The sequence below is a fragment of the Terrihabitans soli genome, from assembly GCF_014191545.1.
Lineage (GTDB): Bacteria > Pseudomonadota > Alphaproteobacteria > Rhizobiales > Methylopilaceae > Flaviflagellibacter > Flaviflagellibacter soli.
Window position 1 is genome coordinate 1,627,364 of sequence record NZ_AP023361.1, and the last position, 25,259, is coordinate 1,652,622.

Below are 25,259 nucleotides of genomic sequence, written 5' to 3' on the forward strand. Positions count from 1 at the left end.
TTTATGTCAAAGCAGGCCGATCTTCTCGCCCGCGGCGGGCAGCTTTCCTTTGCCCATGCCCCTGACGGCCTCGATGCGCTGGTGATCGCCGATCTCGCGCGCCAGCTGGCGCGCGGCAATCGCGATGCGCCGGCAGCGCTCCTGCACATCGCGCGCGAGCGCACGCGCATGCATGCCATGGAGCGGGCGCTGGCCTTCTTTGCGCCCGATATCGACGTCCTGAGTTTCCCCGCCTGGGATGTGCTGCCTTATGACCGCGCCTCGCCGAATTCGGCGATCTCGGCGCAGCGCATGACGACGCTCGCGCGCCTTGCCCGCACCAAACAGGGCGACAGACCGCGCATCGTGCTGACGACGGCGAATGCTGCGGTGCAGCGCATCGCCAGCCGCAAACAGATCGCCTCGCAAAGCCTGTCGGTCGCGCCGGGCAATGCGGTCGATCTCGACGGGCTTATCCTGTGGCTTGAGAATAACGGCTATCTGCGCAATTCGACGGTGCGCGATACCGGCGAATATGCGGTGCGCGGCGGCATTCTCGATCTTTATCCGCCGGGCCATCCGGCGCCGGTGCGTCTCGACTTTTTCGGCGACACGCTGGAATCGATCCGTCCTTTCGATCCCGAAACGCAGCGCTCGATCGGCCAGCTGCGCGCGCTCGATCTTGTTCCGGTCAGCGAGGTTCTTCTCACCGAAGACACCATGCGGCGCTTCCGCCAATCCTATGTGAAGGAATTCGGCGCGGCCGAACGTGGCGATGCGCTCTATGAAGCGATCAGCGAAGGCCGACGCTATCCCGGGCTCGAACATTGGCTGCCGCTGTTCACCGACGGGCTCGAAACCATTTTCGATCATCTGCCGGGCGCTGTGATCGCGCTCGATCATCTGGCGGAAGATGCCGCCGCACAGCGCCTTGCGCAGGCCGCCGATTATTTCGAAGCACGCGCGGAGGGCCTCGAGCAGGGCGCGGGCGGCACGCCCTACCGCCCGCTGCCGCCGGACCGGCTCTATCTGACCGGCGGTGCGCTCAGTGAGAGGCTGAAGAGTGTCGGCGTCGCGCGCATCCATCCGTTCGAAGCCGACACGCCGAATGTCGACACCGTCGATATTCTCGGCAAACCCAGCCGCAATTTTGCGCCTGAGCGTGCCGACGACAATGCCAATGTCTTCGAGGCTGCCGCCAGACACATCGCGGCGCTGAACGAGAGCGGCAAACGCGTCATTGTCGCCGCCTGGTCGGACGGAGCGCGTGAGCGCCTTGCAACAGTGCTCGGCGATCACGGCCTCGGCGACAGCCGCACCGTGCAGGATTGGGGCGAGGCGCAAGGCCTGCCGAAAGGCCAGATCGCTCTTGCGGTCGTCGGCCTTGAGGCGGGGTTCGAAACGCCGGATGCCGCGATCGTCGCCGAACAGGACATTCTCGGCGACCGCCTTGTCCGCGGCCGCAAGAAGACGCGGCGCGCGCAGGATTTCCTGTCCGAAGTTACCGCGCTTTCCGCCGGCGATCTCGTCGTCCATGTCGATCACGGCATCGGCCGCTACAAAGGCCTTCAGGCGATCGAAGTCTCCGGCGCGCCGCATGACTGCCTTGAAATTCACTATGCGGGCGATGCGAAGCTCTTTCTGCCGGTCGAGAATATCGAGCTGTTGTCGCGCTACGGCTCGGAAGATACCGAAGTCCAGCTCGACAAACTCGGCGGCGCCGGATGGCAGACGCGCAAGGCCAGGCTGAAACAGCGCATCCGCGAGATCGCCGGCGAACTCATCAAGGTCGCCGCGGCCCGCGCCATGAAGGATGCAACGCGGCTTCTTCTCGCCGACGGCATGTATGACGAATTCGCCGCGCGCTTCCCGTATGAAGAAACAGAAGACCAGCAGAACGCCATCAATGCGACGCTCGATGATCTTGCGGCGGGCCGCCCGATGGACCGCCTCATCTGCGGCGATGTCGGCTTCGGCAAGACGGAAGTTGCGCTGCGCGCTGCCTTCGTCACGGCGATGAACGGCAAACAGGTCGCGGTCGTCGTGCCGACGACGCTGCTCGCCCGTCAGCATTACAAAACCTTTGCCGAACGCTTCCGCGGCTTCCCGCTGAAAGTCGCGCAGGCTTCGCGCTTTGTCGCCGCGAGCGAAATGAAAGCGGTGCGGGAGGGGCTGTCGACCGGCGATGTCGATGTCGTCATCGGCACGCATGCGCTTCTGGCGAAGAATATTTCTTTCAAGGATCTCGGCCTCGTCATCGTCGACGAGGAACAGCATTTCGGCGTCGTTCACAAAGAGCGTTTGAAACAGCTGCGCGCCGAAGTGCATGTGCTGACGCTGACGGCAACGCCCATTCCACGCACGCTACAGCTGGCTCTCACTGGCGTACGCGAACTGTCAATCATCGCAACGCCGCCGGTCGATCGTCTGGCCGTGCGCACCAGCGTCGTGCCGTTCGATCCGCTGATCGTGCGCGAGGCTTTGCTGCGTGAAAGATATAGAGGCGGCCAGAGCTTTTATGTCGTGCCGCGCATCGAGGACATTCCGACCATCACCGCCTTCCTGCGCGATCATGTGCCGGAGGTGAAGTTCGCGGTCGGCCACGGACAAATGGCGGCGGGCGAACTCGAAGACGTGATGACAGCCTTCTATGAAGGCAAATACGATGTCCTCGTCGCAACGACGATCGTCGAGAGCGGCCTCGATATTCCGAACGCCAATACGCTGATCATCCACCGCGCCGATATGTTCGGCCTGGCGCAGCTCTATCAGGTGCGCGGCCGTGTGGGCCGCTCGAAGACGCGCGCTTACGCGCTGATGACGACGCCGGAGAACAAGGCGCTGACCGCCAATGCCGAAAAGCGGCTGAAAGTCCTGCAATCGCTCGACAGTCTCGGCGCCGGCTTCCAGCTCGCCTCGCACGATCTCGACATACGCGGCGCCGGCAATCTTCTCGGCGATGAGCAGTCCGGCCATATCCGCGAAGTCGGCTACGAGCTTTACCAGCAGATGCTGGAGGAGGCCGTCGCCGCGCTGAAAGAGGGCGGAGAGGTCGAGGCCGATCAGTGGTCGCCGACGATTGCGATTGGAACGCCGGTCCTTCTTCCGGAATCCTATGTCGAGGATCTCGATCTTCGCCTCGGCCTTTACCGCCGTTTGGCCAGCCTTACCGACGATGCGAGCATCGATGCATTTGGCGTCGAGCTTGCCGACCGGTTCGGGCCGCCGCCGCCGGAAGTCGGCCATCTCTTGCGCATTGTCGGCATCAAATCGCTGTGCCGCAGAGCCAATGTCGACAAGATCGATGCCGGGCCGAAGGGTGCCGTGCTGTCCTTCCGCGACAACCGTTTCGACAATCCGGACGGGCTGATCGCCTGGCTGTCACAGGAACACGACGTGAAGCTGCGGCCGGATTTCCGCCTGGTGTTCCGCCGCGATTGGGACACGGCGGAAGAGCGGCTGAAGGGCACGACGAGCCTCCTGCGCAAGATCGTCGAAATCGCCGAAAAGAACCGGAAAGCTGCTTAGGCGACGCCCTGCTGGCGGCGTTCTTCGCCTTCGGACCGCGGCAGAAGCGCCGCGCTCGCGCCCGCTTTGTCGAGCGCATCGAACAGCGCCTTGCGATTGCCGTTTCCGGCGCGGGTGATTTCGCCGAACATCTGATCGCGCGTCAGCGCCAAAGCCGCGCCGGCCGAAGAAGATGTGGTGCGCAAAAACTCTTCGAGCGCGGCACGCGGAAACGACAATGCGCCGATGCGCGCAACGCCCATGCGCACCGTGCCGATGCGTACTTCTCCCTGACGCACGCCGGCGGTGACGCCGGTATCGACCCAGCCTTCATTGTCGATGGCGAGCGAAGGCTCGCCCGGCAGATTGCCGGACGGCGCGAGCGCACCGCGCATCACGACATGGCCCTTCGGCGTGATGCGGGTTTCGATCAGCGAGGGCCCGCGCGTATTGCCGCGCGGCGACTGCAGTTCGCCGAGAGGAAGGGGGACGGGGGTGTAGGACGCATCGCGCGCCGCCGCCGTGAAGCCGATCTCGCCGAAGGTCGAGACGTCGATGATGGTGTGCGTTCCGGGCGTCAGCTTGGCGGGCGTCTCGCCGGTGCGCCACACCGCGCCGACGGAACGGAGCGGACGGCTCGGCAGACGCGCGGCCTTGATGAAGCCCGCGACCACGGCGCCCGGCAGAACGAGATGGGTGACGTTCTCGGTCACAAGCGCTCCCGCCAGAACGCGCGATGAGAACGGCTGGTGCATCACAAGCGGTGCACCGCTGAGAAGGCTTGCGACAATGCCCGAGGCAAGACCGACGATCGCCGATGCCGACAGCGTCGTTGCGATAATATCCCGGTCGGTCAGGCCCGCTTCGAGCATATAGGCCATGCCCGCGGCGATAAGTTCGTTCTGGGCGCGGGCCACGGGCGCAAAGCCGCTCGGCGTCGGGTCCCAGGTGATGACGCCGACATGGCGGCCGCTTTTTTCGAGCCGGTCGCCGACGGTTTCCTGATCGGCGCGCTTCAGCCCGTCGAGATCGGTGTCGATGGAAATGACGCCGTCCGGCACCGTGCGGCCATAGGCCAGCAGAAAGCGCACGGTGAACACCTCGGCCGCGGCATAGGCCATGATCTCCGCATGCGCGACGGGCCCGGCACGGCTGACGGTGATGACGGCCTTGGCGCCGGTGCGCGTCAGCGCCTGGACGATCTCGCGGCGGCGCCAGCCCAGCGGCAGCATTGAGGGGATATATCCGGCACGCAGGACCGCGAGGAACGCCACAGCGCTCTCGGTGATGTTCGGCATCTGCACGGCAACAACCGCATCGCGGCCGAGATTGAGCCCTTTGAGGCCGGCGGCGATCCGGTCGACCTCCACATCGAGGGCGGCCCAGCTCATGCGGCGGGGCTTGCCGTCGGTAAAGACCGGGCGGTCGGCCGTGTCGATCATGGCCGGAGCGTCGGGATTGATCGTGGCGTGGCGGCGCAGAAGTGCGTCGAGCGAAACGTCCTCGCCCAAACCGTCGCGGCGCGGCGCGTTGATCGCGCGCGTCAGGATCATGAACCAGCCCCCATCACGGCCCGGGCTCCCGCCACCAAGTTTCCGGTACCGGGCCGTACAGTGGCGCGATTTGCGGCCGGCCAATATGGCTCCAGCGCGCTATCCACCGTTTCGGGAGGTGATAGAGGGGGATTACATAGAATCCGGAGATCAAAACCCGGTCGAGGGCTCGGGTTGCCGCCACAAGATCCTCACGGGTGCGGGCACTGACGATAGCCGCGATCATGGCGTCGATGGCCGGGGAGGCGGCGCCCATATAATTTCGGGTCCCCTTGGTCGTTGAGCCCGCCGAGCCCCAATAAAAGCTCTGCTCGTTGCCCGGCGATAGCGAATTGTCCCAGACATATTGGGTCACATCGAATTCGTAGTTCATCAGCTGGGTTTCGAACTGAACATTGTCGGCCACCCGGACCTCGGCCTTGACGCCCGCCCGTTCGAAATCCCGTGCCAGGGTCAAAGCGATGCGCTCCTGCTCGCGGCTGCGGACCAAAATCTCGAAACGGAAGCGCTCGCCCTTCTGATTGGTCAGCGCACCGTCCTTGAAACTCCAGCCCGCCGCGCGGAACAGATCGAAGGCAGCGCGCAGTTTTTCACGGTCGCGGCCGGAACCGTCGCTTTTGGGCGGCGCATAGCGGCCGTCCATCACGTCGGCACGCACCGCATCCGGATAGGGCGCCAGAAGTTTGCGTTCCGCATCGTCCGCCGCGCGCCCGAGCGCGGACAGTTCCGAGCCCTGGAAATAGCTGCCGGTGCGGGTATAGACGCCGTTGAAGAGATTGGCGTTCGCCCATTCGAAGTCGAACAGAAGACCGAGCGCCTCGCGCACTCTCACATCGCGGAAAAGCTCGCGCCGTGTGTTGAACACGAAGGCGCTGATCGGTTTGGGCCAGCGGCTTTCGATCTCGTCCTTGACGATGCGGCCTTCGCGCAGCGCAGGCCCGTCATAACCCGAGGCCCAGCGCTGCGGATCGGTTTCCGGCCGCACATCGTAAAGACCCTTGCGGAAGGCCTCCAACATCGTATTGGCGTCGCGGTAATAGTCGTAGCGAATCTCGTCGTAATTGCCCCATCCGCGCGTGACGGAAAGAGGGCGTCCCCAATAGTCCTTGTTGCGGGTGAGGGTGAGGCTGCGGCCGGCGTCCACCCCCGTAACAACATAGGGTCCCGATCCGGTCAGCGGCTTCAGACCGCCCGCCTCGAAAGCCTCGGGGTCGGTCGCATGTTTGGGCAGGATCGGCATGAGGCCGAGGATCAGCGCCAATTCGCGGTCGCCCGCACCGGCAAGATCGAAACGGATCGTCCGCGCATCCGGCGCTTCGGCTTTGCGGACCTTGGAATAATAGGTCCGGTGGTTCGGACGGCCGCGGGTCTTCAGCAGGTCCCAGGAAAACAGGACGTCCTCGGCCGTCACCGGCTTTCCATCCGAGAAGCGGGCCGCGGGGTTAAGGCGGAATTCGACGAAGGAGCGGTCATCGGGGACGGCAACGCTCTCGGCCAAAAGCCCGTAAAGGGTAAACGGCTCGTCGAAGGACCGGGCCATCAGGGTCTCAATGACGTTGTTCTGGATCACGCCTGTCGGCGGGGTACCGCGGACGATGAAGGGGTTGAGGCTGTCGAAATTGCCGAGAACCCCGTGGACGACCCGTCCGCCCCGCGGAGCATCGGGATTCACATAGGGTAAATGCGAAAAGCCGGGCGGAAGCGCCGGCTCGCCATGCATTGCAAGGCCCGGCCGGTGGATCGCCTCGGCGGCCGGGACAGGGCCCGCCAGCAGGGCCAGGCCCAAGCTCAGAGCCGGGATAAGCCCCGCTAAACCCAGGGACCGTTGCGTACGATTCGGCATGGTGGGAGGCTAACACGGCCTGCCGGGCGGCGGCGGAGTGGGGATGTCCGGCAACGCTCGGTCATAAAGCACGGAACCGCTTGTCTTCCGTCATGGTGATGCCGTATTTGGCCCCGACACACCCCTCGATCAACGCGGGACCGGGGCGCGCTTTCGCCGTAACTAACCCCGCACTGGGAAAGACGACATGATGAAAGATTTCTGCCGCCCGACACAGGCACGGTTTGCGCTGGCCGCTGGCCTTGCGGTCCTCCTCGCCGCGGGCCCGGCTTTCGCCCAGGCTCCCGCTCCCGCACCCGCTCCGGTCCAGAAGGCTCCGGCCGCCCCGGCAGCTCCGAAGGCCCCGGCCGCAGCTCCGGTCGCCAAACAGGCTGCGGCTCCCGCCGCGCCCGCCGGCCCGGCACCGGAATGGCTCAAGGTCTGCGGTAAGGACGAACAGTCCAAAACCGAACTCTGCTCGGTCGCGAGCTACATTCTCGACGGTCAGGGCAATGTCCGCGGCCAGATCCGCGTCATCGACGTGACGCGCGAGAAGGAAAAGAAGCGCATCATCGAAGCGATGATCCCGCCGGGCTTCCTGATCCAGCCGGGCATCAACCTTGTGATCGACGACAACAAGACGCCGATCCCGGGCCGCTATCGCATCTGCTTCACCAATGCCTGCGTGACGGAAGTTCTGGTCAGCGACGATATGCTGGCGAATATCCGCAAGGGCACGACGCTCAACATCTTCTTCGCCAACCAGAAGGGCGAATGGCTCGGTGCGCGCGTCGCGCTTGCCGGCTTCAGCGCCGCCTATGACGGCAAGGCCCTCGACCCGAAGCTCGTCGAAGAAAAGCGCAAGAACTTCGAAGAAGGCCAGAACAAGCTGCAGAGCGAATTGGCCAAGCGCGCCGAAGAGCAGCGCAAGAAGCTTCAGGAGGGCGCTGCTGCCGCTCCGGCGGCTCCGGCAGTCAAGACGCAGTAATTACTGCAAGCTTCACAAGATCAACGCGCGGCCTTCGGGTCGCGCGTTTTTGTTTGCGGCGTCCATTCCGGCGGCGGACCCCGATGGGTCCAGCGGCGATGGTGCCACATCCATTGTCCCGGACGCGCTGCAATCCAGCGCTCGAAGACCGACTGGATGGTCTGCGAAGCTTCCGCAATATCGCTCTGCGAATCCTCGGTCTTCGGCACCGCAATCTGTTCCAGATATAAATCGAACTGAACGCCTCCGGTCCGTACAAGACGCGCGGCGATCAGCGGCGCATCGAAGTTCCGCGCCATGAAGGCAGGCAAGGGTGTCGTCGGCGCCTTGTAGCCGAAAAAATCCGTCTTGAGATCGCCGGTCCGCTGATCGGCTAGAATGAGGACCGGATGACCCTTTTTGAGCCAGCCGATCAGCCGGCGCGGCGCAGTTTCGCCTTTCGGATAAACCCCGCCTTCAAAGAAGGTCAGCCGCAAGCGCCGCAGCCTTCGTTCCGACAGCGGATTTTTCACGCGCTGGTAGATGAAGGCCATCGGGAAACCGACCGCCTGGAAAGCCGGGGCGATCAATTCCCAATTGGCGTAATGCATGCTCGTGACGACGACGCGGCCCTTGGCGTCCGCGATGATCTTCATCACATCCGGCGACATCAGCCGGATGCGGCCAGGGTCCGTTCCGATTTCGCGGATCAGCAGCGCTTCGGCAAAGGTCCGGCCGAGATTGTTCCAGACATCGCGCGTGATGCTCACACGCTCCGCCGCGCTCTTATCGGGGAACGCGACTTCGAGATGCGTCAGCGCCGAAGTCTGGCGGCGCGTCAGAGGCGCAATCGTCTGCCAGAGCCATCCGCTGAAGGCCGAGGCGCGATCGGGACCCAATCCACGAAAGATGCGCTCGACCGAGCGCAGCACCGCATATTCGCTCGCCCACCGCATACGTGTGAGAAGAGCGTCCGGCGGTTTGCGCGAGACATCAGGGCGTGCGGGATCGTTCAACATACTGCCGGCCGGTCAGCGATCCGCGAGCGCAACGCCGCGCCGCATCACTTCGCGCCGCAGCGGCGGCAGTGCGGCGAGTGCCCACAGGCCAAAGGCTCGCGCCGCATCGAGCGGCAGGAAATCGGCAAGCAGCGAACGGTTCAGAAGATCGACTGCGATCTGGCGCGGCCGCGCATCGCTGTGCCGCGCTTTGTCATAGGCCGCAAGAAGAGCGGGCGATCCGGGATCCTGACCCGCCGCAAGCGCCGCCGAGGCAAGCTCGGCGATTTCCGCGGCATCGCGAATGCCAAGATTAAGGCCCTGTGCGCCGATCGGCGGCAGAACGTGCGCGCTTTCGCCGACAAGCACGATCCGCCTGGCGGCGAAGGTCTTGACCGAAAGGCCGCTGAGCGGACGTGCACCGCGCGCCTCGTCGGGAAGAATACGGCCAAGCAGCCCGTGCGTCACGGTTTCGAGTTCGCGGCCGAGTGCGGCATCCTCGAAGCGCGCCAGCATCGCCAGCTCCTCGGGCGTATTGACGAAGACCATGCTCGAACGGTCTCCCGGCAGGGGCACGACAACGAGCGGACCGCCGCGGCGGTGGAATTCGGTCGAGATGAAGTTATGCGGACGCGAATGCGAGAAATTCAGCGTCAGCGCCGATTGCGGATAATCCCAGATCTTGGCGTCGATGCCGGCGGCATCGCGGCACGTGGAATTGCGTCCGTCGGCGCCGACGACAAGACGAGCCGAAATCTCTTCGCCGTTTTCTAGCGTCACCTCGACACGGTCCGGGCCTGGCGCGATCCTTGAGGCCGCGGACGCAATGACGCGCAGATGCGGCAGCCCCGCGAGCGTCTCGTGCAGAGCGGCGAGGAGATGCGTGTTCTCGATATTGTGGCCGAAGGCGGTAAGGCCGAGCTCGGTGGAATCGAACAGGATTTCCGGCGCCCGGATCAGGCCGCCCGACGCGTCGACGAGGCGCAGCTTCTTCAGCGCGCCGGTCTTCGGGCTGAGCTGCGGCCAGACCCCGATCTTCGACAGGAGGGCAAGGGAGGAATGCATCAGCGCGGTGGTGCGCGTATCCGCAGGGGCGGGCGGTGCGGCAAGCACGGTCGGCACGCCGCTTGAGGCGAGCAGGGCCGCCGCGATCAGCCCGGCTGGGCCCCCGCCGACGACCAAGGCTTGCGTTTCGATGCTCATACCGGCTTTCCGCGATGTGGACGGGCAAGGCATAAGGGCTTCGGACGCCGCCAACAATGGTAGGCTGCCGTCATGGCAAAGATCGCAAAAAGCCGGAAGGCGGCCATCCGCGGCAAAGCGCGCTTTCTGGGGCTCGGGGTTCATGCCTTCACCGCCTCAGGAGCGGTTTTGGGCTTTCTGGCCCTTCTGGCGGCCTTGGAAGGCAATTTCACCCTGATGTTCGCCTGGCTGGCCGCGGCTCTGTTCGTCGATGCCGTGGACGGCAGTTTCGCCCGGCGGGCCGATGTCAAAAATACCGCTCCCGAGTTCTCGGGCGAGATCCTTGATCTTGTTGTGGATTTCATCACTTACGTGCTGGTTCCGGCCTATGCGCTTTACGCGGCAGGCCTCTTGCCGGGGCCGGTGGCGCTGCCCGCGGTTATCCTGATCCTTGTGACCTCGGCGCTCTATTTCGCCGATGTCCGGATGAAGACCGCGGATTGGTATTTCCGCGGCTTTCCGGCGGTGTGGAACCTGTTCGCCTTCCTCGTCTTCGTCCTGTGGCCGAATCCCTGGATCGCCTTTGCCGGTGTCGTGCTGTTCTCGGCGCTGACCTTCGCTCCGTTCAAAGTGGTGCATCCGCTGCGCGTGGAGCGCCTGCGCACACTCAATCTCGCTCTGTTGATCGCCACCGCCGTTTTGTGCGGGCTGGCTTTGTGGTGGAATCTCGAGCCGCCGCTTTGGGTCAAAGCGGGGCTCGTCGCGAGTGCGCTTCACTTCCTGACGATCGGATTGTTCGCGCACAAGCGCTGAGGAAACATCATGCCCAAAGCCGTTGTCGTCTCCGCGTTCGGCGGAACGGAAGTTCTGTCCTTCAAGGATATGCCGTCGAAGAAGCCCGGTGCCGGTGAATTGCGGGTCCGCGCGATCGCGATCGGCGTCAACTTCATCGACGTCTATCACCGCACCGGACTCTATCCGCAGCCGCTGCCTTTCGTGCTCGGCAAGGAGATGGCCGGCGTTGTCGAAGAGGTCGGCGAGGGGGTTACGGGCTTCAGAAAAGGCGACCGGGTCGCGTCTGCGACCGTCTCCGGTTCATACGCCGAAGAGATCACCGCGCCGGAAAGCATCTTCGTCAAAGTGCCGGACGGAATTTCCGACGAGATGGCCGCGGCCATGATGCTGAAGGGCATGACGGCCCGCTATCTCCTGCGCAAGACATTCGCGGTCGGCCCCGGCCACACGATCCTTTTTCACGCGGCGTCCGGCGGCGTCGGATCGATCGCGACCCAATGGGCGCATCATCTTGGCGCAACCGTCATCGGCACGGTCGGCAGCGAAGAGAAGGCAAAACTCGCGCGTCAGAACGGCGTCGATCACACCATTCTCTACCGCAGCGAGGATGTGGCCAAGCGCGTCGCGGAAATCACCAAGGGCGCCAAATGCGATGTCGTCTACGACAGCGTCGGCAACACGACCTATATCGGCTCGCTCGACAGCCTGAAGCCTCTCGGAATGTTCGTCCTGTTCGGACAATCTTCGGGACCGGTGAAGGGTTTCGATCCGTCGATGCTGGCGGCGCGCGGCTCGCTGTTCATGACGCGGCCGACTTTGTTCAACTACACCGCAACGCGCGAAACGCTGGACGAGACGGCGAACGATCTGTTCGGCGTTGTTGCGTCCGGCAAAGTGAAGATCGAGATCGGCGCGCGCTTTGCGCTGAAGGATGTCGCCGATGCGCACCGCGCGCTGGAAGGGCGCGAGACGACCGGATCGACGATTTTGATTCCGTAGCGCTCAGGCGACGCCGAACAGATCGTGCTCGTCGGCGTCTTCGATCTTGACGCTGACGATATCGCCGGAGGCGAGCTTCTTTCTCGTGCGGATATGCACGAGACCGTCGATCTCTGGCGCATCGCCTTTGGTGCGGCCCTGCGCACCGCCGTCGTCCGCTTCATCGATGATGACATCGAGCGTCTTGCCGATCTTGGCTTCGAGCTTTTGCGCCGAGATCTCTTCCTGCTTTTCCATAAAGCGGCGGTGGCGCTCGAGTTTGATCTCTTCGGGCACCGGCGCGGCAAGATCGTTTGCCGGCGCGCCGGAGACGGGCTCATAGGGGAAGCAGCCGACACGATCGAGCTGCGCCTCATCCAGCCAGTCGAGCATCATCTCAAAATCGGCATCGGTCTCGCCGGGGAAGCCGGTGATGAAGGTCGAGCGCACGGTGATGTCGGGGCAGATCTCGCGCCAGCGGCGGATGCGCTCCAGCGTCTTTTCCTGATGCGCCGGGCGCTTCATGGCGCGCAGCACGTTCGGGCTCGCATGCTGCAGCGGGATGTCGAGATAAGGCAGTATCTTGCCCTCCGCCATCAGCGGAATGGCCTCGTCGACATGCGGGTAGGGGTAGACATAATGCAGGCGCGTCCAGGCGCCGAGCGTGCCGAGTTCGCGGCAAAGATCTAAAAACTTCGTACGAACTTCGCGATCCTGCCAGCGGCTTTCCGCATATTTCACATCGACGCCGTAGGCGCTGGTATCCTGCGAAATGACAAGCAGTTCCTTGACGCCGGCCTTAACCAGCTTCTCCGCCTCACGTAAAACATCTCCCGCCGGCCGCGAGACGAGATCGCCGCGCAGCTGCGGGATGATGCAGAAGGAGCAGCGATTGTTGCAGCCTTCGGAAATCTTCAGATAGGCGTAATGGCGCGGCGTGAGGCGCAGGCCCTGCGGCGGCACAAGATCCATATAGGGATCGTGCCTGGGCGGCACCGCCTGATGCACCGCGCCGACAACGCTTTCATAGGCCTGCGGGCCGGTGATCGCGAGCACATCCGGAAACTTGTCGCGGATCAGTTCGGGCTGGGCGCCCATGCAGCCGGTGACGACGACCTTGCCGTTTTCGGCCATGGCCTCGCCGATGGCCTGAAGGCTTTCGGCTTTGGCGGAATCGAGGAAACCGCAGGTGTTGACGATGACGACATCGGCACCGGCATAGGTCTTCGACAGCTCATAGCCTTCGGCCCTGAGCTGGGTGATGATGCGCTCGCTGTCGACCAGTGCCTTGGGGCAGCCGAGACTGACGAGCCCCACACGCGCGGCGGGTCTGTCATCCATTAAATATCGTCCGAAAATGGCGACGCGGCCCGAGGGGCCGCGATGTCGGGCGGGCTATAGCACACAAGGCCCGGAGGCCAAAATCGGCTTAGTTGCTGTCCCGGTCAGAGGAAGGTGCGGGGTCGGACGCCTGGTCCGGCTCCTCGGCGATGGCCTCATAAAAGCGGGCATGGGTCTCCAGCATCCGCTTTTCGGACGGGCTCTTCGAGGCTTCAGCCTTACGGGCCAATCTCTCGGCCTCTTGGGTAAATTTTGAAGTATCTGCCGCCACGGCGCCCTCCCTCTCATAGGGCCAGAGCACAGGTCTCTCAGCCGCCGGCGCCCGAAAAGCCAGGCCGACGATGGAGGAAGCATCGCACGGATTCAGGTGGTGGCGGGCACACATAGGTTAACGGCGGAGATCACGAAAAAGAGCCCGCCGAAGCGGGCTCTCTTCATTGCCGGGCAAGCCCGGCCTGACCTCGGGTCATCTCGCGCCGAACCAGGTTCAGCGTGCCCAAGAGAGGCGGACAGTTGATTAGGCCGCCACCTTGTTGACGCTCGAGAGCGCGATCTGGTTCAAAATCTTGTCGGCGTTCTTCTCTTCGTTGAGGTTCTGCTCGAGCAAGCTCACGGCCTCTTTCAGGCCGATCTGCTTGGCCCACGCGATCAGCGTGCCGTAGCGCGAGATCTCATAGTGCTCGACAGCCTGTGCGCCGGCGAGGAGGGCGGCGTCGAGAACCTCGGCGTCTTCGATTTCGTCCATGGCTTCCTTGCCTTCCTCGACAAGGCCTTCCATCGCCGCGCAGGGTTTGCCTTGCGCCCGCTTGCCGAGAAGATCGAAGACTTTCTCAAGGCGCTCGACCTGGCCTTCGGTTTCTTTCAGATGCGTCTCGAATGCATCCTTCAGTTCGGACGATTCCGAATTCTTCGCCATTTTCGGCAGCGCCTTCAGAACCTGTTTTTCGGCGTGATACATATCCTTCAGAAGATGAAGGAACAGATCGTCCATCGATTTGACGCTCATGTCGTTTTCTCCGCGAATTTTGGGGGATTTCCCACGCGGACAACGCCCGGATTCAAACGCGGTTCCGACTTACATATGTTGGGTTTTCGCGGCGAAAAGCGCGTGGATACGCCGCCCGAGATCGGCTGAGGAGAAAGGCTTGGTGAGAAGCTCGACGCCGTCTTCCAGCTTCCCATCACGCACAATGGCATCTCGCGTATAGCCGGTCGTGAACAGCACGCGTAGATCAGGCCGTCTGCGGCGCGCTTCGTCCGCCAGCATGCGGCCATTGCCTTCACCGGGCAGGACGACATCGGTAAAGAGCGCGACGACACCGGGATTGTCGTCAAGGCGAGTGAGGGCATCTTTCATGTCGCGCGCTTCGACGACGCGATAGCCGAAATCGCGCAGCGTCTGTACGCTGAACTGGCGTACCCCTTCATCGTCTTCGCAAACAAGGATGGTCTCGCCATTGCCAGTAGGCTCGATTTCGAGATCGCTTAGCCGAGTACCGGATATTTCGGCAACCATATCGCTCCGCGGGAAATAGAGCCGCACGGTCGTGCCGCGGCCCGGCTCGCTTTCGATGCGCACATGACCGCCGGTCTGCTGCATAAAACCATAGACCATGCTGAGGCCAAGTCCGGTGCCTTGTCCTGTGGGCTTTGTCGTGAAGAAGGGCTCGAACACCATATCGAGCACATCTTTCGGAATGCCGGCGCCGCTGTCGGTCACGCAAAGCTTCACATAATTTCCGGCCGAAACGCCGGCTTTCTTCGCGGCGTCTTCGTCTTCCAGGTCCGCATTGCCGGTTTCGATCTTGAGTCGCCCGCCGTCCGGCATGGCGTCGCGCGCGTTAATGACGAGATTGAGGAGGGCGTTCTCGATCTGATTGGAATCGGCTTCGGTCATCCATAGACCGGCCCCGAGCCGCGACTCGATGGCGATCGTTTCACCGATCGTCCGGCGCATGAGGTCGGCCATACCGGCAACGAGTGCGTTGAGATCGACGGGCTTCACCTCAAGCGGCTGGCGACGCGAGAAGGCGAGGAGGCGATGCGTCAGCGAGGCCGCACGCTCGGCGCCCATGCGGGCATTGCCGACAGCACGCTGCAAGCGCTCATTGGCTTTCGGCATCTGGCGAGCAATGGTTTCGAGATTGCCGAGCACGACCGTCAGAAGATTATTGAAGTCGTGGGCGATGCCGCCGGTCAGACGTCCCACCGCTTCCATTTTCTGCGATTGCAGAAGCTGCGCCTCGGTGCGTTGTCTGAGATCGATTTCCCGGCGGAGCTGTTCGAGCGCCTCGTGTTCGCGTCTTGCCTGGCTGTAGGCCAAAAGCGTGATCAAGAACAGCCCAAAGGTCGCAGGACCTGCGAGGAGGATATGGCTCATCATGTCATTACGCCAGGCGGCTCTGACTTCCGGCAGGCTGAAATTGGCCGTTATATAAAGGGGGCTGTTCGGCAGACGCCGGTAGCTTGCGATGCGTTCGACACCATCGACCGAAGATATGGCGCGGTAGGTTCCCTGATCGGGAGATTGAGCGATCTCTGACAGCAGCCCGCGTCCGGCCGGAAGGCGCGCCGGAGCGTCGATTCCTGGGTCCGGATAGCGCGCAAGCACCGCGCCGTCTTCGCGCACAAGGCTGAACACATTGCCCTGCGGAAATCCGCTGAAGAAGCGGTGATAGTAAGACGGCTCAACGGAGATCGCGACAATGCCGCGGAAATTTCCGTCGGCATCCTCCCAGCGTCGCGTTTCGAGGAAGAAGCTGCCGACGCGATTGCGGCTCGTCATCACCTCGCTGATATAGATATTCGGTCCCTCGCTGCGGTGCACGCGAAAGAAATCGGCCTCCGTCACATCACCTGCGGTCGTGAAGGGATAAATGCTCGCCGAAACGACCGGGCGTCCGCCGGCATCGAGCACGCGCAGATCGCGCACTTGCGGCATCGCATTTTTCAGCGTCGCAAGCCGCGCATGGAACACCAGCTCGTCGCGGCGGATATCGGCATCGCTTTTGCCCGCGAGAAGATCGGAAATATGCAGAGCCGCGAGCTCGTGGGCCTCGAGCACTTTACGCATGTGCTCATGGACAACATCGAGCGTCTGCGCGAGGCGCGTCTCGGCGCCGACGTAATGGGCGCGATAGCTGAGATAGGAAAAGCCGGCGAAGAGAAGCACCGGCAGAACGACCGAGGCGACGAGCAGGAACCCGAGCAGACGCACGGAACCAACGGCTTCGATAAGCCGTGCGGTACGCCCCTTCTCAGACGCCCCTGTCATAACTGTCTAAATAACCGAGCCGGACCATGACGCAAACGCCATAAGTTTGCTGTTTGGAGGAAGCCCGGCGGATGGTTAGCCGCCGGTGACCGACATATGGCGGCCGACCGCCGGGCGCTGGCCGCGCCGGTCGATGATGAAGTCATGGCCCTTGGGCTTGCGGGCAATGGCCGCCTCGATTGCCGCATGCAGAGCCTCATCGCTCTCGGATGCGCGCAGCGGCGCGCGGAGATCGGCGGCATCTTCCTGGCCAAGGCACATGAAAAGCGTGCCGGTGCAGGTAACGCGCACGCGATTGCAGCTCTCGCAGAAATTATGGGTGAGGGGCGTGATGAAGCCGAGACGGCCGCCGGTCTCGGCGATCCGCACATAGCGCGCCGGTCCGCCGGTGCGATCGGCAAGATCTGTCATCGAGAAGCGGCGCGACAGACGCGCCTTCACGAGCGAGAGCGGCAGATACTGATCGGTGCGGTCGCCGTCGATATCGCCGAGCGGCATGGTCTCGATCAGGGTCATGTCCATACCCTGGCCGTGCGCCCAGGCGATCATGTCCTCGATTTCGTCCTCGTTCGCATCTTTCAGAGCAACCGTGTTGATCTTGATCTTGATGCCGGCGGCGCGGGCGGCGGCCATGCCGTCGAGCACCTGGCCGAGATCGCCACGGCGCGTGATCGCGCGGAAGCGCACCGCATCGAGCGTATCGAGCGAAACATTGATGCGCTTCACTCCGGCATCGGCGAGTTCGCCGGCAAAGCGGGCAAGCTGCGTGCCGTTGGTGGTCAGCGTCAGCTCTTCAAGCGCGCCGGTGTTCAGATGGCGCGAGAGCGAGCGGATAAGTGTCATCAGATCGCGGCGCACCAGCGGCTCGCCGCCGGTCAGGCGCAGTTTCTTGACCCCGCGGGCGATGAAGGCCGAGCACAGCCGGTCCAGCTCCTCATGGGTGAGGAGGCTCTTGCGCGGCAGGAAGGTCATATCCTCGGCCATGCAATAGACGCAGCGCAGGTCGCACCGGTCCGTCACCGACACGCGGAGATAGGTAATCTCGCGCTGGAACGGATCGATCAGCGGGCTGTAGCGCGCCGTCTCCGAGGGGGACTGAAGGCTGGGCATGAAAGGGATGTAAGACCTTGGACCGCCTTATGCAATCGAAACGCTCTATGCCCCCATCGGCGGTCTAAATCGCTTCGTTGCCGGACCCGGACCCGAGCAAAATCCGCCGCAGGGAGTTGATCTTAAGGACCGTGTGAAGAATGGCGTCGTTGGATTTGATGAGCGCCTTGAAGGTGGTGCCGATCCGCTCGCGGGCGACGGCCCCGATTCCGGCCAGGCTATGGGCCTTGATGCTATTGGTCAGTTCCATGCTGCGGTCGCAGATTTCGCGCTTGTAGAGATCATCGCCGATCGACAGGTCGAGTTCGGGATGGCCGTCCCGGACCCCCATTTCGATCACATGGTCGAGGAGCAGCTTGCCCGGCGAAAAGCGCGCGGTCGGGCCGGACAGATAGGCCATCTGGTAGAGGATCAGATGGCGCTCCGCCTCGATCAGGAAACTGATGGCGATGGGCTGGCCGTTGAGATGCAGGGCATAGACACGCGACTGCTTCAGATGAGTGGCCGCAAACCTGGCGATGACTTCGCGATTTGAGGCGCTGGAAAAGACATTGCGGCGCCCGTCGGCATCGAGCTGCTGCGACTTCCAGGTCAGCATCAACAGCACATGCTCATGGATCAGCGCGGGATCGTCGATGCGCTTTGCTGCGAGCGCGCCGTCCTGCTCGAGCCGCTTGCGCTTCTTCTTCAGTGTTTTGCGCGTCGAGCTCGCATGGAGCTGTTTGTAGAAACTCTCCCAGTCCGAACCGAGAGCAAGGGAGTAGGCGCCCGTCGGTTCATTGACCCGGGCCCAACCGGCGAACGGGTTGGGCTTGCCGCCGACAAGGGTCGGATTGCGGCGCAGAAGGCTTGCAGAGGGGTGGCCAAGCTTTTCGCGCACCTTCTGCCAGATATCATCGACATCGGCGGGCAAAAGACTGTCGAACAGATCGTTGGCCACCAGCGGCATGTTGTAGTTGTTCCACGTCTCGCCAAGCCAGGTGAGGCGGCCCTCATGGACAACGAGCGCGAAGATGATGCGCAGCTTTCCGGCGGTCCGGCCAAGAACGAAGAAGGCGTCGCGGGCCTCCTGCGGCCGCGCAACGATGTTCGAAACCCATTCATAGGTCTGGAAAGGGGTTCCGGCGGCATGGGTCTGGAGGGAGCGCCATTCCTCTGCGATCGGCGCGATCGACCGCTCGACGCTCCACTCGTCCGGCATTCCGACGGCCATATTGAAAACTGCCCCAACGCGACCCCAAAGCCCTAAGCCCCGAAGCTTAAAATTGAATGAGCCGGGGCGCCTAGGGGTTGCCGGGAGGGGGCGGCCTGTGGTGACTGGCCCATGGACAGATGGCCGAGTGGTTTAAGGCAGCGGTCTTGAAAACCGCCGTGGGGGCAACTCCACCGTGGGTTCGAATCCCACTCTGTCCGCCAACCTGTGGTTTAACGTACCTTTAAGGACCGAACCGCTGTCTGTCGGCCCTAAACCGCCACCGGACAGAAAGCCGACAGGTTCGCCGTTCATGGTCCGCATCGCCGCCCCCGCGGCCTTATGGAGACTGTAGATGACCAAAACTGCACTCGCACTCGCCGCCGCTCTTGCTCTCACCGGCATGTCGCAGACTGCTCTCGCATCGGCGAACTGCACCGAGCACCCGAAATCCGAATGGCTGAGCGAAGACGCCATGAAGGCCAAGGTCGGCGAGATGGGCTACAAGATCAAAGTCTTCAAAGTCTCGGGCGATTGCTACGAGATCTACGGCTGGACCAAGGACGGCCGCAAAGCCGAGATCTATTTCGACACCAAGACGGGCGACGTCGTGAAGTCGAACATCGATTAATGCAGCGTGGGCTTGAGCAGGCGGCCCCGCAGCGGGCCGCCACCATCAAGGTCTGGGATCCGCTTGTGCGCATCGTTCACTGGACGGTCGCGACGGGATGCTTCCTGAACCTCTTCCTCGTCGAGGACGGCGATGCGCACGATATCATCGGATATGCGGTGCTCGCCGCCATGACCCTGCGCATCGTCTGGGGATTTGTCGGCCCCGGTCATGCGCGCTTTTCGGATTTTGTCCGCGGCCCGCGCGAGATCCGCAATTACATCCAGGACAATCTTCGCGGCCATGCGCGGCGCTATATCGGGCACAACCCGGCCGCCGCCGTCATGATGCTCGCTTTGATGGCTCTCGTGATCGCGGTGAGCGTCACCGGCTATATGATGGGCACGGACACCTTCTGGGGCGAGGAATGGCTTGAAGACCTGCACGAGTTCTTCGCCAACTCAATTCTGGTTCTCGCTCTGCTCCACGCCTTGGCTGCGATCCTCGAAAGCTACCGCCACAAGGAGAACCTCGTCTGGTCCATGGTGACAGGACGAAAACGGCGGTGAGACTGCTTCTCGTCGAAGACAGCACCCGGCTCCGCGAACTGCTCGGTGAGGTCGTCGCTGACGCGGGCTGGCATCTCGATGCGTTTGAATCCGCGACAGACGGTGCACACGCCGCGCATGACATCCCCTACGACCTTGCGCTTATCGATCTCGGACTTCCCGACGGCGACGGACTCGACCTCATACGCACGCTGCGCGCCGGCGGCAAAACCCTGCCTATTCTTATTCTGACGGCGCGCGACGGTGTCGATGCGCGCGTGGCGGGCCTTGATGCGGGCGCCGACGACTATCTCGTCAAGCCGTTCAACAACCGCGAACTCATGGCGCGCTGTCGGGCGCTTTTACGCCGCTCGCCTGCGCTCGCCGGGAACGTCCTCGATTTCGGCGGTCTGTCCTTCGATCCGCAAAGCCGCACAGCCACACTCAGCGGCGAGGCGCTCAGACTGACGCCGCGCGAATCCTCGCTGCTGGAAGTTCTGATCCGCAACGCAGGGCATGTGGTAACCCGCGCACGGATCGAAGCCGCTCTTTCGAGTTTCGATGCCGAACTCTCGCCGAACGCATTAGATCTTGCCGTGTCGCGCCTGCGGCGAAGCCTCGGCGCACAACGGGGGCTGAAACTCGAAACGGTTCGGGGTGTCGGCTATCTTCTGAGGAACGCGACCGATGCCGCGTGAACGGTCTTTGATCGGCCTCGTCGCGACACGGGTGACACTATTCGCCGTCATCGCGATGATGATACAGGCGGTCTTCGTGCTTCTGCACTACTACCGCAACGACAACCGCCTGGCCGATCTGATGCTCGATCGCGAGGCCGACGCTCTGGCGACAGGCTTTGAACATATCGACGGGCGTTTCGGCTACCAACTGCCGGACGATCTCGAACGTTACGCGCAACGGCGCTCCATCGCCCGCATACGGCTGCCATCGGGCGAGGTGTTGTTTTCAAACTGCGACACGGAGTGCGTCCGCCAGCTTCTTCCGCTCGATCTGAAGCCGCCGGATTCCTGGGCGCGTCTGGTCTCGCAAGGCAAGCCCATCCATGTCATAGGCGGGCGTACGCGCACGCTCGAAGACAGAACCGTCTTCATCGAGATGGGTATTCTTGAAGACTCGGAATCGGTGATGTGGGCTGTGCTCGGCGATGAACTGGCCGATCATATGGTGGCGCCGATGGTGCTGCTGCTCGTTTTCTCGCTCGGGGCAACGCTGTTGTCGATCCGGCGCGCATTGCAGCCGGTTTCCGCCGCCGCCAAAGCCGCTGAGAGTCTCGATCCGCTGAATGCAAAGTCGCTGCTGACGACAGCCGGCATGCCGCGCGAATTCGCAGAGCTCACCCGAGCGGTCAATCGGGCCATATCCCGGATCGGCGACGTGATGCGTTCGCAAAAGCTCTACACGACGGCGATCGCGCATGAAGTGCGCGTTCCTCTCGCTGCAATGAAACTGGATCTCGAACACATTGCCGATCCGCGGGCGCGCAAGATCGACGAAGATGTCGACCGGCTGTCTCACCTCGTCACGCAGCTGACCGATCTTGGCCGCCTCGACACATTCGACAGGAGCATGTTCGAGGAGATGGACCTTGCCGCGATCGGCCGCCATGTCGTTGCGGACATGGCTCCGATCGTATTTCAAAGCGGCCGGGAGATCGGCTTTGAAGACCAGCACCCGTCGCCGGCTTTGGGACTGCACTCACTGATCGAAGATGCGGTCCGCAATCTCGTCCATAACGCCATGGTCCATACTCCGGCCGGAACACTCATCGCCGTGATTGCAGGCCCTGGCCCTCTCATCCGCATTACCGACAGTGCCGGATTGGAGAACCGGTCCTACCAGATGCCCGGCGCAGACGGGATGTTTCGCAGCGGCGACAGGATCGGCATGGGGCTCTCGATCGTTCGCAAGATCGTCGATCTACACAAAGGAACCCTTTCCTTGACCGTCGAGCCGGGGCGGATGACGGCCGCCGAAATCACCCTTCCAAGCCTTCCGACAGCCAGTTGACAGGTCCGGACTCTAACCTCGCGCCATCAGGTCGCGAGGAGAGTTTGCGTGGTCAATTTGGATTGCCCCCCGCCGCCCGGCGAGGAGGCGCAGGGAAAGAGCGAAGGATGGAACGACATGCAACATCCGAAATCCATTGAGGCGGCGTTCGCGCCTTCTTTCGGCGATTACGCGCCATATACGCGCGGAGTCCGGGTCGATCGCCGGGCAGGACTGGTCGACACGCTCGAGAACCTTCTCAGCGGTGGGCAGCGGGAGAAGATCCTGACAGCAACGCTTGCCGCCGCCGGGCTTGAACCCAATGGGCGTCTGCTCGATGTCGGCTGCGGAACAGGCAAGCTCGCAATCGCGGCCGCGCAGATCGTCGGATCGCAGGGCAAAGTAACCGGCATCGACGCAACACCCGGCATGATCACACGGGCGCGGGCGAATGCCCGGGATTCAAATTCGACGGCGCGGTTTTATGTCGAGATCGGAGAAAAGCTTCCGTTCACCGACGCATCGATGACCGCGGTGACAAGCTCATACTTCTTCCATCATCTGCCGGGCGATGTGAAGGAGCGGGCGCTTCAGGAGATGTGGCGTGTTCTGATGCCGGGTGGTCGCCTGGTGATTACCGATTACGGCACGCCGCAAAACCTGCTCGGTCATATCTGCAGTTTTCCGATGCGTTTCGATTATCACGAATATGTCCGCGAGCAGTTGGGGGGCGAACTGGAAGAGCTGATCGAACGTCAGAACATCGGCGCCTACGAACTCGTCGACAGCTTCCTCGGCTACATCAACGTCATCCGCATCCAGAAATAGCGCGGGCGCGTCTCTCACCAGTTTCCTATCGATGGGGGAACGCCCTTGCGGATTTCGGCAGAGAAATCGGCGGCGGTTTCCGCCGCGCGGGCGGCGTCGTTGATCTGCGACTGCGCGCGAAGTTCATCCAGCGGTCGCGACGTGTTCAGCCGCCCTGAATAATAGAGATAGCCGTCAATCCATCCATTGAGGAAATGACGAATGTCGAACCCGCCTGTGCGGCCGATGGCATTGGCATAGCGGATGATGTTGATCGTGCAGCTATTGCTGAGCAGGTGATAGAATTCCGGACGATCGTAAATCTCGTTGATGCGCTCAAGATAGATAAGCAAAAGCCGTCGGGCATCTTCCGGCCGCGTGTTGAGCCGGTAAAGATAGACCGTTTCGTTGCGATGGTTCGCCCGTGAACCGACAAGATCACGCTCATCTCCCACGACATAAATCAGTTCGAATTGCTTGAAGAGCGAGCCGAGGGGATCGAAGCCCTCATGGATTTCCCGGCGTGCCTCAATCGAGATCGAGAGCGGCGGGGCATTGTCGAAAGTGAAACTCAGAAAGGTGTGCGCGACGGCCCCCGGCCGCCAATAGGAGATGTAAAAGTCGATCCCGGTCAGATGCGACAGGTCGAATGTGCGCTCCTCGTAATGCGGCGTGAAATCGCTCCGGCTGCGGTAGTCGAAATTGCGGACTCCCGAGATCTTCACAACATCGCCCGAGACCGCGGCGCGCGGCAGAACGGCGTGGTCCGGCCGCCAGACCCTGTCATGGGAGGGCGGGATCAGAACCCACCAAACGACGGCGGCGGCGAACACCGCCCAGAACGGCACCGACATCAGCGGCGTCCGCCGCTTTATCCAGACCGCAACGGCGAAGACTAGAAAGCCGATGGCGAGACAAAGACGCAGAGCGGGAGAGGGGAGGTTCGAAAAATAGAGCGCCAGCACGCCCCAAGCGCTCGCCAGGACGAGGCACAGATAGAGCAGGGCCGAGCGGATGACGCGCGTAGTCTTTCCGAGCACCGCCAAGGTCAGGACAGCGAATTGCGCCGAATGACTTTCAGGATCAGCAGAAGAATGCTGCCCGCGATAAGGCAGAACCCAAGCACGATCAGGCCGGTATATCCGCCGTTGAAGCCGATGGCGAGTGAGCCGAGACCGGCCAGCAGCAGAAACAGCGCGCCCAGTTTCTTGAGCGCGAGAAGGGTCTGTTCACCTCCATGTGTCACGGCCATGGCGCTACCTCTCGTCGGATGAAGATTGCACGGCTATCATTACACGCTTGTGGAAACACGAACAGGCATTCGAGCTTAAGGAAATTATCGCCGTTGAAACGAGTTCGCGACAAAACCGCTAAAACCTTGTCCGGCCGCTTAAACACAAGCAAAACGGCACGCGCCGAGGCCGCAACGCTCGCGCTTGTCTGCCTCGCGGCAATCGCGGTTCTGTTTGGTTTATGGGCGGCGGCGTCCATCATGGCGCCGGTGATGTTTGCGCTGTTCACCATCGCGGTCGTCTGGCCGCTGCAGCGCATCCTCTTGCAGCGCCTGCCGAACCTTCTCGCCACGGCGATCACGGTTCTTGTCACCATCGTCGCCATCAGCGCGCTCCTGTCGCTGATGATCTGGGGCTTCGGCCGCGCCGCTCAATGGCTGTTCGATAATGCGGCGCGCTTCCAGGCCTTCTACGCCGCTCTCAGCGATTGGCTTGAATCCCACGATCTCTATGCCGCCAGCCTTTTCACGGAATACTTCAATATTCCCTGGTTGATACGTCTGGCGCAGCAGGTGACCGGCCGCTTCCACGGCATGCTGACCTTTACCTTTGTGACGCTGATTTTCGTTCTCCTGGGGCTACTTGAGGTGCGGGTAGTGCGGCGCAAGCTCGAACTGATGACGGGTGAGACCGCCCGCATTTGTCTTGAAGCTTGCAGCGATATCGCCGCGAAATTTCAACGCTATATCGTGATCCGCACGGCGATGAGCGTTGCGACCGGCTTCGGTGTCTTTGCGCTGACCTCGCTGTTCGGCATCGACCTTGCCGTCGAATGGGGCGTTATCGCCTTTGCTCTCAACTACATTCCGTTCCTCGGGCCGCTGGTCGCAACTTTGTTTCCGACGCTGTTTACCGCCGCGCAGTTCGAAACCTGGCAGATGCCGCTCGTGATGTTTATCGGGCTGAACCTCATCCAGTTCACCATCGGCAGCTATATCGAACCGCGGATCGCAGGCGCCAGATTGGCGATATCGCCCTTTCTCGTCCTGCTCGCGGTGTTCTTCTGGGCCTTTCTCTGGGGCATACCCGGCGCCTTTATCGGCGTTCCGATCCTGATCGCTTTTGTGACTTTTCTTCAGCATTTCCCGTCGACAAGGCCCGTCGGCATGCTCCTTGCCGGCGAAGAAAAGCGAGAGAAGGAGCGATCTGCGTAATCACATCTGATTACGCGTTAGAAATTTTTGATTGCTCAAAAGAAATGCGATATTGCCGGGAGATTGCAGATATATCGGCGAAAACTGGCGTGCCGTTCACAGCCAAGTGAGATGCCATGTTCCTAGCACCGGCTTGTCATCTC

Annotated in this window: 22 protein-coding genes and 1 tRNA gene; 11 read left to right on the plus strand and 12 right to left on the minus strand. The window is 62.4% G+C overall.

Annotation, left to right across the window (positions count from 1 at the left end; genetic code table 11):
* Positions 1 to 3: 3 nt before the first annotated feature.
* Positions 4 to 3,507, plus strand: coding sequence for a transcription-repair coupling factor (gene mfd / locus IZ6_RS08485; protein ID WP_222874637.1), 3,504 nt, complete (start codon positions 4 to 6; stop codon positions 3,505 to 3,507).
* On the opposite strand, the gene IZ6_RS08490 is transcribed toward mfd, so the two are convergent.
* Positions 3,504 to 5,039 (minus strand): class I adenylate-forming enzyme family protein, encoded by a 1,536-nt coding sequence (locus IZ6_RS08490; protein ID WP_222874638.1) that lies wholly within the window; start codon positions 5,037 to 5,039, stop codon positions 3,504 to 3,506. The two genes, mfd and IZ6_RS08490, sit on opposite strands and share 4 nt — an antisense overlap.
* Positions 5,040 to 5,052: 13 nt before the next feature.
* Positions 5,053 to 6,825: an ABC transporter substrate-binding protein gene (locus IZ6_RS08495; RefSeq protein ID WP_338054663.1), complete on the minus strand. Its 1,773-nt coding sequence runs from the start codon at positions 6,823 to 6,825 to the stop codon at positions 5,053 to 5,055.
* Between the two features lie 244 nt (positions 6,826 to 7,069).
* Between IZ6_RS08495 and IZ6_RS08500 the strand changes: the two genes are divergently transcribed.
* Positions 7,070 to 7,849 (plus strand): invasion associated locus B family protein, encoded by a 780-nt coding sequence (locus IZ6_RS08500; RefSeq protein WP_222874639.1) that lies wholly within the window; start codon positions 7,070 to 7,072, stop codon positions 7,847 to 7,849.
* Between the two features lie 20 nt (positions 7,850 to 7,869).
* On the opposite strand, the gene IZ6_RS08505 is transcribed toward IZ6_RS08500, so the two are convergent.
* Together IZ6_RS08505 and IZ6_RS08510 are read right to left on the minus strand one after the other, a co-directional pair.
* Entirely contained in the window at positions 7,870 to 8,847 is a 978-nt protein-coding gene (locus IZ6_RS08505) for a lysophospholipid acyltransferase family protein (RefSeq protein WP_222874640.1), read from the minus strand.
* 12 nt (positions 8,848 to 8,859) lie between these two features.
* Positions 8,860 to 10,029: a UbiH/UbiF family hydroxylase gene (locus tag IZ6_RS08510; protein ID WP_222874641.1), complete on the minus strand. Its 1,170-nt coding sequence runs from the start codon at positions 10,027 to 10,029 to the stop codon at positions 8,860 to 8,862.
* A 72-nt stretch (positions 10,030 to 10,101) separates the two neighbouring features.
* Here IZ6_RS08510 and IZ6_RS08515 point away from each other — a divergent pair, with 72 nt between their 5' ends.
* On the plus strand, positions 10,102 to 10,821 hold the full coding sequence (locus IZ6_RS08515; protein WP_222874642.1) for a CDP-alcohol phosphatidyltransferase family protein: 720 nt from the start codon (positions 10,102 to 10,104) through the stop codon (positions 10,819 to 10,821).
* A 9-nt stretch (positions 10,822 to 10,830) separates the two neighbouring features.
* On the plus strand, positions 10,831 to 11,802 hold the full coding sequence (locus IZ6_RS08520) for a quinone oxidoreductase family protein (protein WP_222874643.1): 972 nt from the start codon (positions 10,831 to 10,833) through the stop codon (positions 11,800 to 11,802).
* A 3-nt stretch (positions 11,803 to 11,805) separates the two neighbouring features.
* Here IZ6_RS08520 and rimO read toward each other — a convergent pair whose 3' ends face one another.
* The 6 genes from rimO to IZ6_RS08550 form a co-directional block, all read right to left on the minus strand.
* A complete protein-coding gene (gene rimO / locus IZ6_RS08525; protein WP_222874644.1) occupies positions 11,806 to 13,122 on the minus strand; it encodes a 30S ribosomal protein S12 methylthiotransferase RimO in 1,317 nt (438 codons plus the stop codon).
* Positions 13,123 to 13,210: 88 nt separating this feature from the next.
* Positions 13,211 to 13,393 (minus strand): hypothetical protein, encoded by a 183-nt coding sequence (locus IZ6_RS08530; protein WP_222874645.1) that lies wholly within the window; start codon positions 13,391 to 13,393, stop codon positions 13,211 to 13,213.
* A 246-nt stretch (positions 13,394 to 13,639) separates the two neighbouring features.
* On the minus strand, positions 13,640 to 14,128 hold the full coding sequence (locus IZ6_RS08535) for a YciE/YciF ferroxidase family protein (protein WP_222874646.1): 489 nt from the start codon (positions 14,126 to 14,128) through the stop codon (positions 13,640 to 13,642).
* A gap of 69 nt (positions 14,129 to 14,197) precedes the next feature.
* On the minus strand, positions 14,198 to 16,396 hold the full coding sequence (locus tag IZ6_RS08540) for a hybrid sensor histidine kinase/response regulator (protein ID WP_222874647.1): 2,199 nt from the start codon (positions 16,394 to 16,396) through the stop codon (positions 14,198 to 14,200).
* Positions 16,397 to 16,471: 75 nt separating this feature from the next.
* Positions 16,472 to 17,506: a GTP 3',8-cyclase MoaA gene (gene moaA, locus IZ6_RS08545; protein ID WP_222874648.1), complete on the minus strand. Its 1,035-nt coding sequence runs from the start codon at positions 17,504 to 17,506 to the stop codon at positions 16,472 to 16,474.
* Between the two features lie 64 nt (positions 17,507 to 17,570).
* Positions 17,571 to 18,719 carry a GNAT family N-acetyltransferase gene (locus IZ6_RS08550; RefSeq protein ID WP_222874649.1) on the minus strand — a complete coding sequence of 383 codons (1,149 nt, stop codon included), beginning with the start codon at positions 18,717 to 18,719 and terminating at the stop codon, positions 17,571 to 17,573.
* Between the two features lie 113 nt (positions 18,720 to 18,832).
* Between IZ6_RS08550 and IZ6_RS08555 the strand changes: the two genes are divergently transcribed.
* The 6 genes from IZ6_RS08555 (at position 18,833) to IZ6_RS08580 (ending at position 22,691) form a co-directional block, all read left to right on the plus strand.
* Positions 18,833 to 18,922 (plus strand) — tRNA-Ser (locus tag IZ6_RS08555).
* Positions 18,923 to 19,053: 131 nt separating this feature from the next.
* A complete protein-coding gene (locus IZ6_RS08560) occupies positions 19,054 to 19,329 on the plus strand; it encodes a PepSY domain-containing protein (RefSeq protein ID WP_222874650.1) in 276 nt (91 codons plus the stop codon).
* Positions 19,329 to 19,877 carry a cytochrome b/b6 domain-containing protein gene (locus tag IZ6_RS08565; RefSeq protein ID WP_222874651.1) on the plus strand — a complete coding sequence of 183 codons (549 nt, stop codon included), beginning with the start codon at positions 19,329 to 19,331 and terminating at the stop codon, positions 19,875 to 19,877. Before IZ6_RS08560 ends, IZ6_RS08565 begins: the two co-directional genes overlap by 1 nt.
* The gene (locus tag IZ6_RS08570; protein WP_222874652.1) at positions 19,874 to 20,554 is read left to right on the plus strand and encodes a response regulator transcription factor; all 681 of its coding nucleotides are present in this window, start codon (positions 19,874 to 19,876) and stop codon (positions 20,552 to 20,554) included. Before IZ6_RS08565 ends, IZ6_RS08570 begins: the two co-directional genes overlap by 4 nt.
* Positions 20,544 to 21,884 carry a sensor histidine kinase gene (locus tag IZ6_RS08575; protein WP_222874653.1) on the plus strand — a complete coding sequence of 447 codons (1,341 nt, stop codon included), beginning with the start codon at positions 20,544 to 20,546 and terminating at the stop codon, positions 21,882 to 21,884. Before IZ6_RS08570 ends, IZ6_RS08575 begins: the two co-directional genes overlap by 11 nt.
* Before the next feature lie 117 nt (positions 21,885 to 22,001).
* On the plus strand, positions 22,002 to 22,691 hold the full coding sequence (locus IZ6_RS08580; protein ID WP_222874654.1) for a class I SAM-dependent methyltransferase: 690 nt from the start codon (positions 22,002 to 22,004) through the stop codon (positions 22,689 to 22,691).
* Positions 22,692 to 22,705: 14 nt separating this feature from the next.
* On the opposite strand, the gene IZ6_RS08585 is transcribed toward IZ6_RS08580, so the two are convergent.
* Both IZ6_RS08585 and IZ6_RS08590 read right to left on the minus strand, forming a co-directional pair.
* Positions 22,706 to 23,710, minus strand: a complete 1,005-nt coding sequence (locus IZ6_RS08585; protein WP_225873873.1) for an Lnb N-terminal periplasmic domain-containing protein — start codon at positions 23,708 to 23,710, stop codon at positions 22,706 to 22,708.
* Positions 23,711 to 23,718: 8 nt separating this feature from the next.
* Positions 23,719 to 23,922: a hypothetical protein gene (locus IZ6_RS08590; protein WP_222874656.1), complete on the minus strand. Its 204-nt coding sequence runs from the start codon at positions 23,920 to 23,922 to the stop codon at positions 23,719 to 23,721.
* 126 nt (positions 23,923 to 24,048) lie between these two features.
* Here IZ6_RS08590 and IZ6_RS08595 point away from each other — a divergent pair, with 126 nt between their 5' ends.
* Entirely contained in the window at positions 24,049 to 25,116 is a 1,068-nt protein-coding gene (locus IZ6_RS08595; RefSeq protein WP_225873874.1) for an AI-2E family transporter, read from the plus strand.
* The last annotated feature ends 143 nt before the right edge of the window (positions 25,117 to 25,259 follow it).